Source organism: Clostridium sp. AF34-10BH, assembly GCF_003478095.1.
GTDB lineage: Bacteria > Bacillota > Clostridia > Lachnospirales > Lachnospiraceae > Acetatifactor > Acetatifactor acetigignens.
In genome coordinates this window covers 46,150-58,332 of sequence record NZ_QUEC01000020.1, presented here as the reverse complement: position 1 = coordinate 58,332, position 12,183 = coordinate 46,150, and the positions used below count along the sequence as shown (strand labels likewise).

Annotated in this window: 11 protein-coding genes; 9 read left to right on the top strand and 2 right to left on the bottom strand. The window is 42.7% G+C overall.

Annotated features, from left to right (window positions below; all coding sequences use genetic code 11):
* Window positions 1-52: 52 nt before the first annotated feature.
* Window positions 53-1,558, bottom strand: coding sequence for a glycosyl hydrolase family 28 protein (locus DWZ61_RS13170; protein WP_118539012.1), 1,506 nt, complete (start codon window positions 1,556-1,558; stop codon window positions 53-55).
* Between the two features lie 267 nt (window positions 1,559-1,825).
* Here DWZ61_RS13170 and DWZ61_RS13165 point away from each other — a divergent pair, with 267 nt between their 5' ends.
* From DWZ61_RS13165 to DWZ61_RS13125, 9 genes are all read left to right on the top strand, one after another.
* Window positions 1,826-2,311, top strand: a complete 486-nt coding sequence (locus DWZ61_RS13165; RefSeq protein ID WP_118539010.1) for a DUF2975 domain-containing protein — start codon at window positions 1,826-1,828, stop codon at window positions 2,309-2,311.
* Window positions 2,312-2,402: 91 nt separating this feature from the next.
* Window positions 2,403-2,630, top strand: a complete 228-nt coding sequence (locus DWZ61_RS13160) for a helix-turn-helix transcriptional regulator (RefSeq protein ID WP_022154045.1) — start codon at window positions 2,403-2,405, stop codon at window positions 2,628-2,630.
* Window positions 2,631-2,652: 22 nt separating this feature from the next.
* Complete coding sequence (locus DWZ61_RS13155; protein ID WP_118539008.1) at window positions 2,653-4,335, top strand: DUF4173 domain-containing protein; 1,683 nt, start codon at window positions 2,653-2,655, stop codon at window positions 4,333-4,335.
* Window positions 4,325-5,644: a DUF6688 family protein gene (locus tag DWZ61_RS13150; protein ID WP_243026419.1), complete on the top strand. Its 1,320-nt coding sequence runs from the start codon at window positions 4,325-4,327 to the stop codon at window positions 5,642-5,644. The genes DWZ61_RS13155 and DWZ61_RS13150 overlap by 11 nt, the downstream gene beginning before the upstream one ends.
* A 161-nt stretch (window positions 5,645-5,805) precedes the next feature.
* Window positions 5,806-6,747, top strand: coding sequence for a DUF5301 domain-containing protein (locus tag DWZ61_RS13145; RefSeq protein ID WP_242993434.1), 942 nt, complete (start codon window positions 5,806-5,808; stop codon window positions 6,745-6,747).
* Window positions 6,748-7,068: 321 nt separating this feature from the next.
* Complete coding sequence (locus DWZ61_RS13140) at window positions 7,069-7,578, top strand: hypothetical protein (protein ID WP_243026418.1); 510 nt, start codon at window positions 7,069-7,071, stop codon at window positions 7,576-7,578.
* A gap of 373 nt (window positions 7,579-7,951) precedes the next feature.
* A complete protein-coding gene (locus DWZ61_RS13135; RefSeq protein WP_118539006.1) occupies window positions 7,952-8,911 on the top strand; it encodes a PD-(D/E)XK nuclease family transposase in 960 nt (319 codons plus the stop codon).
* A gap of 196 nt (window positions 8,912-9,107) precedes the next feature.
* Complete coding sequence (locus tag DWZ61_RS13130) at window positions 9,108-9,923, top strand: hypothetical protein (RefSeq protein ID WP_118539004.1); 816 nt, start codon at window positions 9,108-9,110, stop codon at window positions 9,921-9,923.
* A 68-nt stretch (window positions 9,924-9,991) separates the two neighbouring features.
* Window positions 9,992-10,576, top strand: coding sequence for a rod shape-determining protein (locus DWZ61_RS13125; protein ID WP_118539002.1), 585 nt, complete (start codon window positions 9,992-9,994; stop codon window positions 10,574-10,576).
* A 48-nt stretch (window positions 10,577-10,624) separates the two neighbouring features.
* On the opposite strand, the gene DWZ61_RS13120 is transcribed toward DWZ61_RS13125, so the two are convergent.
* Entirely contained in the window at window positions 10,625-12,058 is a 1,434-nt protein-coding gene (locus DWZ61_RS13120; RefSeq protein WP_118539000.1) for an extracellular solute-binding protein, read from the bottom strand.
* Window positions 12,059-12,183 lie beyond the last annotated feature (125 nt).

Here is a 12,183-nt window from a genome sequence, read left to right as displayed (position 1 = left end):
TATGTTGAGAAAGCCTTCGATGCTGCCGGTTATATTCTCCATTGTAATATAATCATAATGTTGTGGAGTATCGGGATGCATCTTGATCCTCTTCCGTATGTAAATTGGAAATTGTCAGTGCATCATATCTCGAAAGCAGAAGCTTCGCATTCGGCGGCAGTACACAGTCTGACAAAAGTACATTTTTGATTTTATGCCCAGGTGCAGTAAAACCATCAATTTCAATGGGGGCAACGGATTCCACTGTGCCGTGCTCCTGTTTTTGTCCGGTCAGATGCAGCCGTTCAAAGCGAAAATCTTCAAAATAAGGCTGCTCTGAAGCAGGAATGCCGTCATCATTGTATGGAACAGAATGAATGAGCAGGCGGGGGAAGGTGCAGTCGCGTACAGTGACATTGCGCACATATCCGCCACGCTTAGGGGTTCCTTTGATTTCAATGCCATTGGAAGAGGCAGCTATATCGCAATCCCAAATTTGCACATCTGCAACACCGCCAGACATTTCACTGCCAATACAGATACCATGACCGCCGTTGCTGTGGCAGTCAAATACGCAGATATGCTTTGTAGGACGATTAATGGCATTACCTTCGGGATTCTTACCGGATTTGATGGCAACGGAGTCATCTTCGGTTTCAAATTCCGTTGCAAATAACGTGCAGTTTGTGGAAGAATCCGGGTCCCAGCCATCGCCGTTCCAAATACCGCCAGAGCGTAGCGTGCAGTGGTCAGTCACAATGTCATCACAGTAGATCATATGGACATTCCATGCTGCGCCGTTTTGTAAAGTCAGCCCTGTAATACGAATACGGGAGCAGTTGCTTAAATTAATAAGTCGTCCGCGGACACGTCCCGGAATGGTACGGTCATTCTCACAGGTGGCAACCAGTGCAGCATTTTGGGCAAGATATTCCCTGAGATTCTCCCGTTCGATATCGATCATGCGCTCAGCCAGAACATGCCCACCGCCACTAATGGTTCCCTTCCCATAAAGCAGGATGTTTTCGCAATTTGCACCTGCGGTATGATCAAGCTGTCCGGCGTTTAAAAGACTGCGGTAACATTCCTGCTCCGTGCCTTCAAAACGGCTCCAGATACGAGGCAGATAATCTGTGGGGTCAGAACTTCCCTGTAAAACAGCGTCTTTCTCCAGACACACGGACATACAACTATGCAGATCAAGAGCTTCGGTCAGATAGATTCCGGCAGGAAAGTATACTTCGTCATTTGGCCCACAGTCTGTAAAAGCCTGTTGGAGCGCAGCAGTATTCAGCGTTTTTCCATCACCCACGGCATTGTAGGGTTCTTCCGTTACATAGATGCGGTGCCGTGCAGGTGAGGTACAGATGCGGATACTGCCGATATTGTAGACAGTAACACAATATTCAGTATTGGGTATCAATTCTGTGAATGTATAATGTGTCCGATTTGTGTGAACAGAATGTCCACCATCGAGAGAAACTTCATACACTGTGTCGGCATTGGCATTTTCCGGCTTATTCCAGAACACAGTTGCGGTGTTTGCAGTACAGCGTGCGGATAGTAAAACGGATTCCATAAAAATCCTCCTTTTCGTTTTTTACTATTTTCATTGTAAAAAAAAGCACTGAGAATGTCTATATCAATTATTTTCATTCATGTTAATAATTCCAGCATTATTTTGATTTGCAATGAAAAAACAGGTATTTTCTTCTGGTATAAGTTACAATATGTAGAAAGATATACGAATGTCAATATATATTTATCGAATATCAATAAAATTATATTGACATTCGTATAATAGAGTGATATGTTAAGGCTACCAAGAAGGAAAGAGGTATTCATTATGGAGAAGAGAGAGTTGTCGGAAAAGGAGCTGCGGGAGAAAAAGTTATCTTTGGCGAAGGGGACAAAGTACCTGCTGGATTTCATGTTCTATGCGGGGATACTGGTGACGATAAGTCTGCCGTTTAGTCTCAAATACATAGGAAAATATCTGGAGGCGGTGGAGGAGCATTACCTTCCGGCAGTGATCATATTCGCCATTCTGGGCGTGCTGGCGTTATTACTGGTCGATGAACTGCGGAAGATGTTTGGCACGGTGCTTGCGGAGAACTGCTTTGTACCGGAAAATGTGGCGAGTCTTAGGAGAATGGGAGACTTAAGTTTTTTCATCGCGGCCATGAGCGCTGTGAGATGTGTGGTGTACCTGACCATTGCCATGCTGGTGATCATTCTGGTATTTATCATTGCAGGCATGTTCAGCAAAGTGCTGGCGATGGTATTTGAAGAAGCCGTGCGCTACAAGGAAGAAAACGACTTAACAATCTAAAAATTCAGTCACGAAGTGATAGAGCGTGTGATACGCGACTATGTAAATGACGCCGGCTGAACGGAAATTCAAAATTAGAAAGGCATCTATTATGGGAATCATTGTAAATCTGGATGTAATGATGGCAAAGCGGAAGATCAGCCTGACAGAACTGGCGAATCAGGTGGATCTGACACAGGCAAATTTATCCATCCTGAAAAATAATAAAGCAAAAGCAATTCGTTTCTCTACACTGGAATCCATCTGCGAGGTGCTGCATTGCCAGCCCGGAGACATTCTGGAGTATGTAGAAGACACAAAAGAAGAGGAAACCAAATAAAACCTGAGAGGGGGAGATCATAATGCAGGAAAATACAGCAGTACAGGAAACAAATTCAATAAATCAGGAACAGATTTCCGGGCAGAATGTAGTCCGGGTAGTGGAAAAAACAGAGACTGTGGAGACAAAGCGCATGAAGGAACATTTTAATTTCTTTGGACCGGTGACGTTTCTCTATGCCGTGTTCTATGCGTTTTGCATGTTTCATAACGGATCGGGAATTACCTTCCCTTTTTTTCTCGCAGGCACTTTACTGTATTTTGTCTTCTCGCTGTCAAAACTAGAGATTACCTTGAAAAAAGGGAGCGCCTTTTATATGGTCAGCATTCTGCTGCTGGGGGTATCCACCTTCTGCACCGACGGATGGGCGATCATAGGTCTGAACAAGCTGGCGGTGTTTCTGTTAGTGATGTGTCTGCTGCTGAATCAATATTTTGATACGAAAAAGTGGAAGCTAGGAAAATATGTGGGAAGCATCTGCCAATTGGTGGTTATGAGCTTCGGGGAACTGGGGAAGCCTTTTTCCGATGGCAAAGCCTATTTTCGTGAAAAAGGAAAAGTAAATAAAAAGGTATGGTACGGGCTGCTGGGAGTAGTGATCGCACTTCCTATTCTACTCATAGCAGCCGGACTGTTAAGTTCTGCCGATGCGGTATTCCGTAAGATGACAATGGATTTTATGAACTGGATCCGTCCGGGCAATGTATTTAACATAGTCATCCGGGTAACGTTTCTGTTCTTTGCCGCCTACGCACTGACTTCCTATCTGTGCAAGAGAAGCATCCCGGAAGAAGTGAAGGATTGCAGAAAGGGTGAGCCGGTACTGGCAATTACGATTATGTCACTGCTGTCACTATTGTATCTGCTGTTTTCCGGTATTCAGATCTTCGGATTGTTCTTGGGGAAAATGCAGCTGCCGGAGGATTATACTTACGCACAGTATGCAAGAGAGGGCTTTTTCCAGCTGCTGGCTGTCAGCATTCTGAATCTGATCCTGGTATTGGTGTGCCTCAGCTTTTTTAGGGAGAGCAAGGTACTGAAAGCGATTATGACGATTATGTCATTATGTACTTTTATCATGATCGCGTCCAGCGTAATGCGAATGATCATTTACATCCGGTATTATTATCTGACTTTCCTGCGGATCTTCGTATTGTGGATGCTGGCAGTATTATTCGTCATGTTTGTCGGAGTACTGATCAACATTTACCGGGAAAGCTTCCCTTTGTTCCGCTATGGTGTGGTGATAGTGACCGTGCTGTATCTGGCATTGTCCTTCAGCCATCCCGACTATATTATAGCCAGAGTGAATATTGCCAATGCACCCGGCGCGGACGGTACAGGCTGGGAAGAATCCGTGGCGCAGGATTACGGAGATGATTTTTTCGCCGGACCGTTTTTCCGGGGATCAGAATATAATGACTACTCTTATCTGAGTGATCTGAGTGCGGATGCGGCACCGGCCATTATTCCTTATATGGAGAGCCTTGGGTATGATTTTGGCGCCTATGAACTGGAGAACCCTACGGATATTATGAGTGAAGATACGCAGGCTCAGTGGTGGGGGAGTTATCAGCCGAAGGGATTCGGATATTATTACCTGAACCATAATAAGAAGCGTCTGGATCAGACATCTCTGCGGACATTTAATATTTCCAGATATATGGCGCGGAAACAGATAGAGGCAAGAATCGATGGAAAATAAAGAAATGAATACGGAAAAAATAAAGTTTTATAAAAAGCATCCGGTGTTGCTTGCATGGCTGATTTCTATATTTATCGGACTGGGCTATGCGCTTTTTACGATCATAGCCTCTGTTATTCATTATGAGCAAAGAGATTATGTGTTGGAAATTATTAAGGCTTTTACGGAAGTATTTACCTGGGCAATTTTAATGGGAGCGGTACTGGTATTTCCTGTGGTGCTGACCATCAGTGAAGTAATCTGCCTGATCGGTGAAGCATGGGAACGTCCGGTGAAAGGAGACTGGCTGTTTGACCAGCACGTATTTTGGCTGGGCGGATTCTATGAACTTTGTTATTTGGGGTTGATTATGGATGTGACATCCGCTGACTGGCAGGCGCAGTTAAGCAATTCCAATAAACATACACCGATTTACAGTGGTTCCATGGTTACTTTTATAGTACTTCTGCTGCTGGCATTTATAGGGTATGAGATCCTGCAGAGCATTCCGCTTCGGAAGCTGCCGCCCCTTGTGACAGTCCTGTCGATTTCCGCAATGTACCTGGGACTGTTAGAGCTGATCCTGTTCACAGTACAGATATTCAAGCCGACGATTTTGCTTGATGGATATTTGTTATTATTTCCACTGTGCTGTGTGCTGCTGGTGGTGCGACTGCTTCTGAAGAAAATACGGGAGTGGAATGCACTGGTGCAGAATGCGGAGGCGGAACACTTTGGGACGGGGAAGATTTATCAGAATCCCATGCTGCGTTGGTGTGACAGCATATTGCGGAAGGCTGCATGGTGGCCGGTGCTGGGACTGGTATTGATGTTCCCACTGTTGGGGATCCTGATCGCAATCCTCATGCTGTTTGGGCAGGCACCGGATTCTGTGATTAAAGCATTCACGGAGACCAGCGACTGGAATCTGTCTCTCAGGCAGGCACCGCAGAATGTCATGTATGATGAACATTATCTCTGCACGGTAGCTGCCGGCGGTCATGAAAAGGTCGTAAAGCCTATCCGCCTGGGGAGGCGGCATGGGCATGAAGTCATTGTGAACCGTCAGTTGTGCATCGCCAATGCTTTTGAACAGGTGTTGGAAGAACGGACTCCCGGCTTCCACCGGGCACTGCGTCATTTTTATGACACTTACGGGTTCCCTGTGGCGAGACTGATCCACAGTAAATACACGGCGGATCTGGTGTATTTTATCATGAAACCTTTAGAATGGATCTTCCTGTGCGTGCTGTACCTGACAGACGCCCATCCCGAGAACCGCATTGCTGTGCAGTACACCGGGAAAACGGCGGCGCAGGTGGAAGAATAGTAAAATATTAACTCCCTTTTCGGAATTGTGTACCCACTGAAAACGAGCCTATAAACATGCATTCACAATGCATAAAAACACGTTCCGGCTATTTCCCACACATTGAAATATACACTTAGATAACATATAATACGAAATATATTTTGGGGAGGATTATGACCATGAAAAAGAAATTATGCAGTATTGTTTGTCTTTGCTACTTTGTTTCAATTATGTTATGTGCATGTGGAAGAAAAGAACAGGGGAATCCTATTAGATTGCCTGCCAGAGAGGATATTGTATCGATTGGTGTCTCTGACGGTGACAAATATGCTATGTCACCTAACACAGAAGGTGAAGCTACGGAGTTTATTGATGAATTTTTATCTATGCTAATGGATATGGAAACAACTAGTCAGCAATCAATCAATGATGCACCGGTTAACAAAGATTCTATTACGATCAATATAAATTGTGATGGGGCGGCAGGAACTACTCTTTTTTACTATGTAGATAAAGGAATCGAATATGTAGAACAGCCATATCAAGGAATTTATAAACCAACGCCTGCTTTAGGTAATTGTATAACTGAAATGCTTGCTTCGGCAGATAATAGACCGCTAATGGTAACATTTCAGGCATCGGTAATTGAAACGAATCATGATTCAATAATAGTAAAACCGGTAGATGGTTCTTTGGAACTTGATTCAGCAGATAAGTTTTATATATCAAACGAAGAGAACCTTGAATTGCAAATTGGAGATTTCGTAGAAATTAGCTATAACGGAGAAATAATGGAATCATATCCTGCGCAATTAGGAGAGGTTTATAAAATTACCGTGATAGAACAGACAGAAGCAAATGCCATGTGGGATAGAATACCTATGGTAAGAATAGATGGTAAATTATACTACGATACAGGGAGAGAAAGCATCATGGATGCACGTTGTGGCACTATGGATGGAGAAATAACATCAACTGTCGATGGAACTGAAATACCAACAGAAGATAATCAGTCTAATTTTGGAAGTGGATTTGGTTATCAGTATGGGGCAGACGATACAATAGAAATTTATATGAATGAAAAGTGGTTCGTCTTTGAATACAGAGAAGAATCTGAATGAGAGAATAAACGATAGATAAGTCAAATTAAATTCAAAAGGCTGTCTCAATAAAGGGATAGCCTTTTTTCAATTCTCAGCCTAAATTTTCTCAATATTCAGTAGGCAAAATCCAAGATACAGTTGCTCAAATTGCTCGAAAAATTAAGAAATGTATGAATATACACTAAAATTGGGGAAATGAACAGCGGGAACACTTTTCCGAAAAGGGAGAATATTAATGGAAAAAGCTCTCCCTTTTGGATATAATAATATTTGAAAGGGAGGCTTTTTTATATGATAAAAGTGAATTGAACTAAATCGGAATTTGAGGGAGGAAACAGTATGAAAAAGATTATTGCAATGGTTCTTTGTCTTGTGTTGGTTTTTTCATTGGCTGGCTGTGGAAATAATGATCAAAGTTCAGATACGCATGATGCGAACTACGAAGAAGGTTATACGGCTGGCTACGAGGCTGGATATAATGATGGGAAGCAGCAAATGACCGACCCCCAAAAGTGCTATGCACAGTTTTCGGGGTCTTTTACAGCTACTGTTGAGCAACTCTTGCCTGATTACTGTGCGCTTCCGGGAAAAACGATTGCCGTAGTTCACTTCTTTCAGGATAAACCATTTTTACTTCGCTTTCGGGAAGATATGACCGGAAAGCTTGTTGAAGGAACGGTTTATGTGTTCGAGTTCAAGACATTTGAAGTTGAACTTCCGGCTGATGAGGAAAATCCAGATATTTCGGATTATATGTACTCAATAGATGTTACTAATTATAGAGTTGCGGAAGATAGCGAACTCGGGTTGGACAGCATAACGCCGACTGTTGAAATAATATCGAAGTAAGTAACCGGATTATTTAATAAGCAATCACCGTGGTAAATTATCATTTATAGGATTGTCTTTTAAGGGGTAATTATACTATTACACTTAAAAGACAATTCTATTTAGATATTAAAATATATTTATTGTCTAATTAGGAATTATAAGTTATACTTTGCGTATAAGTACATTTCACTTATGAAAATTTCTATGTCAGCGAAAGCTGATGTCCCATCCGATTCCCTAAATCATAGAACCAGGAAGAAGGGAAGAGGAAAACCCACACAGAAAGAAAATCAGTTGTATCAGAAAAACAGGTAAGTTATAATGTAGATATGGCGAAATCCTTTTATTTCCGGCGGTATCTATGATTACCTGACACAAAAGGAGGAAACCATTGAATACGGAATTAAAGAGTGCAGTAATGGCAACAGACAGAGACGCCCAATACGATAACAGCGCAAAACGCCTGATAGCACATAAGATCATCCTGGCGCGGATCCTGGTGAAGACCGTGGAGGAATTTAAGGGGATGGATCCGCTCGAGGTAGCAGCACTGATAGAGGGACTTCCTTATATCAGCGCCGTGCCGGTGGAGCCGGGACTGACGAATGCGGTGCATTTTCAGAATGGTCAACGCCTTGTTGGTTTTAATACAGAGAATCAGGAACTGAACGAAGGCCTGGTGCGTTTTGACATTGTATTCTATGTGCGGATGAAGGATGGCCTTTCGCAGATCATTATTAATGTGGAAGCACAAAAGGATGAACCCGGCGAATATGAGATCCTGAACCGGGCAGTCTTCTACGTGAGCAGATTGATTTCTTCCCAGAAAGAACGGGATTTTGAGAATTCGAGCTACGATGACATCAAATGTGTCTATTCCATCTGGATCTGTATGAATATGGAGGAAAACACCATGAGTCATATTCATCTGACCAAAGAAGACCTGATCGGCTCTTATGAATGGAAGGGCAATCTGGATCTGTTGAATATCATTATGATAGGTCTTGCGAAGGAACTGCCGGAGCATGATGAGACCTACGAGCTGCATCGTCTGCTGGGAGCATTATTGTCCAGAGAGCTTACAGTGGACGAGAAGCTGGATATTATTGGAAAGGAATATGATATTCCATTAGAAGAGAATTTCAGAAAGGATATGAGTACTATGTGTAATTTGAGCCAGGGAGTTAAGGAAGAAGGTATCGCAATTGGGCGTGCAGAGGGTGAGGCAGGACTCATTACAAAAATGTATAAAAACGGTCTTTCAATAGAACTGATTGCATCTGCAACAGATAAAACAATAGAAGAGGTAAAGACGATTATTGAGGGAAAAGAAAAATCCCAAGAGGCTTGAGAATTATTACCGGAAAAAACGCGGGGATGTGTAATTCATGTTTATACATTTCTGCGTTTTTTATGAAATGATAATTGAATAATAAATCGGAAGAGTTGCACGTGATGCAACTATGATGCAATGGTATGTTAAATTCTTTACTGTAATGGACGGGGGAAGCGTTCGGTTACAATAAATACATAAGGAGAGATACAAAATGAGGGGCAAATTAATAGTTATCACAGGAGTTATGGCACTGGGGTTGTCTGCCTGCGGAGCACAGGGGAGTGATCCGGTGGGAGGGAGTAGTAGTTCAGAGGTTATCGTATCCGCAGAGGCTGCGGTAACGGAAGAGAGCACTTCAGAGACTGGTGAATCCATGGAAGCGACAGTATCCACGGAGACTGTTTCCGACACTACGGCATCCACGACAGGTCCTTCTTACGAAGATGAGGACGCATGGCTTCCCTGGGAAGATTATGGAGAATGTTCCAACACGGTAAAAGAATTCTACAATGATAATGAAGAAAAGACCTATTATTTCGAAATAGATGAGTTCTATTTTGCTGATGAAAAGTATGCAAAGGTAAATGATTATCTGCAGCAGATGTATGAGAATTACAGAACCCAGTATGAGGAGGAAGGGGAGAATCACACCGGAGCGTATGAGTTAGTGGATGAAACTCTTTCCGAGGGACAGCGGTATGATGACAATTATCTGGTATTCAATGGCATTACTTTAGCGGATGACGAGTATGTCAGCCTGCATTTTAATGACACGGTTTATTATGCAGGAGCAGCGCATCCATTATCCTATTACATACCCGTGACGATCTCCGTTGCCACCGGCGAAGAAGTCACTCCGGAAGAAGTTTTGGGGAAGACCTGGGACGAGATCCGGGCAGCAGGCTCTATTGAAGAAGAAAACGAAGAAAATTTTAATGCCGATTACGGCTTTTACATCACAGAGAAGGAACTGTGCTATCTCTATCGCACGAATTTCTTTGTAGAAGAGATTCGGATTTCTCGGTAAAAGAATCGGATTGAACTGACAGGGCAAAAGAGGTATACTTATTTCCGGAAACGAACGGAGGTACCGGGATGGAAAAGTTTACCCCTTCAGAGCTTTGTGCAGACATTAAGATCTATGATTATAAGCAGAAAGTAAAATATGATGAGAAATCCCTGGTGATTTTTGAGAAAACAGGGAAAATGATAACAGCCGGAAAAGAGTGCGAAGGCATGCTTTACGCTCTTCCGGCTAATTCTATTGGTTTTTCTCCGATCGTATTGGGAAGAGTCAGCGACTATACCTGTGCGGAAAAGATGCTAAAGCAGATGCTGTGCCGGTATCTTGGCAAGGCATCATTTACGGGATACGGAGAAGGGCTTATTTTTATTCACGAGAAGCTGAACGAAGTGGAAATGAAAGCCTATTTCGATCTTCTGTATCAGGCGGGAGCCAAAAATGTGGTCTATGCAGATGAAAGCGTGAAAGGAATCCCGGAGGGAACTCCCTGGGAGGATGTGATCTGGGGAATGAAGAACACTTATAAAAATCTTCGTTTTGCCGTGGAGATTACGAAGGAACAGCCCATGGATTACCTCAGATATTCGCTGGCGCAGTTGGCAGAGAACTGTAAGCGGTGGGGACTGGAAGAGGAAATGTCAAAATTGTATATTTAAGAAAATAGGCTAAGGTTAAATGAATTTATTTATCCTTAGCCTAAATTATTAGCTTTGTTGATAGTAATTATGCCGGTAAAGATGATCGTCTACCTGCTGCGCCAGGTGATTCATTTCTTCTTGTGCATCAGCACCCATGGCAATATTATAAAACGCATAGGAAAACTGCTTACTGAAGAAAGGATATGCGGGGGTCTGCGGTCTGGTAAAAGAGGTATTCCGTAATTGTGAAAATAAAATATTGCTGTTGCCGGAACCAGCCTGAAAGCTGTCCATTACGTCATAAATCTCTTTTAAAACGGGAATACCCGTTAACTGACTGATCTCCAACTGGTTCTGCAGACTGAAAACATAACGGATAAATTCACAACATTCCCTGGGATATTGTGTCTGTCTGGACATGCATAATCCCCAGCTTCCATGGGGAGAAGCTGCTTTTATACCATGGGGAAGAGGGATTATGCCGATATTACTATTCCTTTTCTGCGATTGAAAATAGGCACTGGGCAGGGAAAGACTCATGGCAAAGTTTTCAGGAAAATCGGCACTGAGATTCTCCACGTGGGTATAATGATATTTATGAAATAATTCGCCCAGCCAATTCATAGCAGCGACGGAAGCCGGAGAGTTAATATATCCAGAGGTTGCCGTCAGCGTATCGTTAAAAAAGCTGCCGTTGTTCTGTACGATAAATGGCAATCCGGCGTAGCTGTTCCATTCTCCGGATTTTGGAGAAAGACCGCGTCCGGAGTCCATAAGCAAAGGATAGGGAAAAGAAGTTTTGGTCTGTATTGTATGGCAGACATTCAGAAACTCATCCCAGCTCCAGGCATCTTCCGCAGAAGTCGGAATGCGGATACCAAGGGAATGGAATAACTCCTTGTTATACAGAATACATAAAGTGGATTCCGTATAACCCAGATGATATAGTTTTCCCTGATAGGTTCCCTGTGTCACAATGGGAGACAGAAAAGAGGATAGGAAAGACGAATCCATATATCCATCAAACGGCAGCAGAGAATTCATATATGCCCAATAGGGGACATCAGGACCGTCCAGGGACAGAATATCCGGTGCATTTCCACTGGTAAAGCTTTGCAACAGCGAGTCACGCAGAGGAGCCTTATCGTTGGTGAGAAAAGTCGGTGTTACAAAAAAACCGGAAGATGTCAGATTAAACTGTTCGATCAGAGAGATCCAAAAATGTTTTTCATTATCTTCCATAGGACATAAATAAATAGATAGGTTTATTTTATCTTTGGAGCGGTCTGCTACAAAAGTACCTTTTCCTTGTTGCCGTATAATATATCCTTCAGCTTCCAGACATTTCAGGGCTTGTGTAATAGTGCTTTTACTTACATTTAGAGTACGCATTAATTCATTATCGGAAGGGATGAGATCGCCGGGACGATAATATCCGCTTTCGATTTTCTGGACAAATTCATTTTTTATAAGCATGTATTTTGGTGTTCTGGTGTTCATAAAATCCCCCACATTTTGAAAAGTGATTGACAATATATTTTCGTTATGCTAATATCATAGCATAAGTTATTCGAACAAACAAGATTAAATAAAAAACTCTCTGCAAAAGCAGGGAGTTAAAAAAT

Coding starts and splice junctions, on each gene's coding strand:
- DWZ61_RS13170 (WP_118539012.1), bottom strand. CDS start 1,558: ATGGAATCCGTTTTACTATCCGCACGCTGTACTGCAAACACCGCAACT.
- DWZ61_RS13165 (WP_118539010.1), top strand. CDS start 1,826: ATGGAGAAGAGAGAGTTGTCGGAAAAGGAGCTGCGGGAGAAAAAGTTA.
- DWZ61_RS13160 (WP_022154045.1), top strand. CDS start 2,403: ATGGGAATCATTGTAAATCTGGATGTAATGATGGCAAAGCGGAAGATC.
- DWZ61_RS13155 (WP_118539008.1), top strand. CDS start 2,653: ATGCAGGAAAATACAGCAGTACAGGAAACAAATTCAATAAATCAGGAA.
- DWZ61_RS13150 (WP_243026419.1), top strand. CDS start 4,325: ATGGAAAATAAAGAAATGAATACGGAAAAAATAAAGTTTTATAAAAAG.
- DWZ61_RS13145 (WP_242993434.1), top strand. CDS start 5,806: ATGAAAAAGAAATTATGCAGTATTGTTTGTCTTTGCTACTTTGTTTCA.
- DWZ61_RS13140 (WP_243026418.1), top strand. CDS start 7,069: ATGAAAAAGATTATTGCAATGGTTCTTTGTCTTGTGTTGGTTTTTTCA.
- DWZ61_RS13130 (WP_118539004.1), top strand. CDS start 9,108: ATGAGGGGCAAATTAATAGTTATCACAGGAGTTATGGCACTGGGGTTG.
- DWZ61_RS13125 (WP_118539002.1), top strand. CDS start 9,992: ATGGAAAAGTTTACCCCTTCAGAGCTTTGTGCAGACATTAAGATCTAT.
- DWZ61_RS13120 (WP_118539000.1), bottom strand. CDS start 12,058: ATGAACACCAGAACACCAAAATACATGCTTATAAAAAATGAATTTGTC.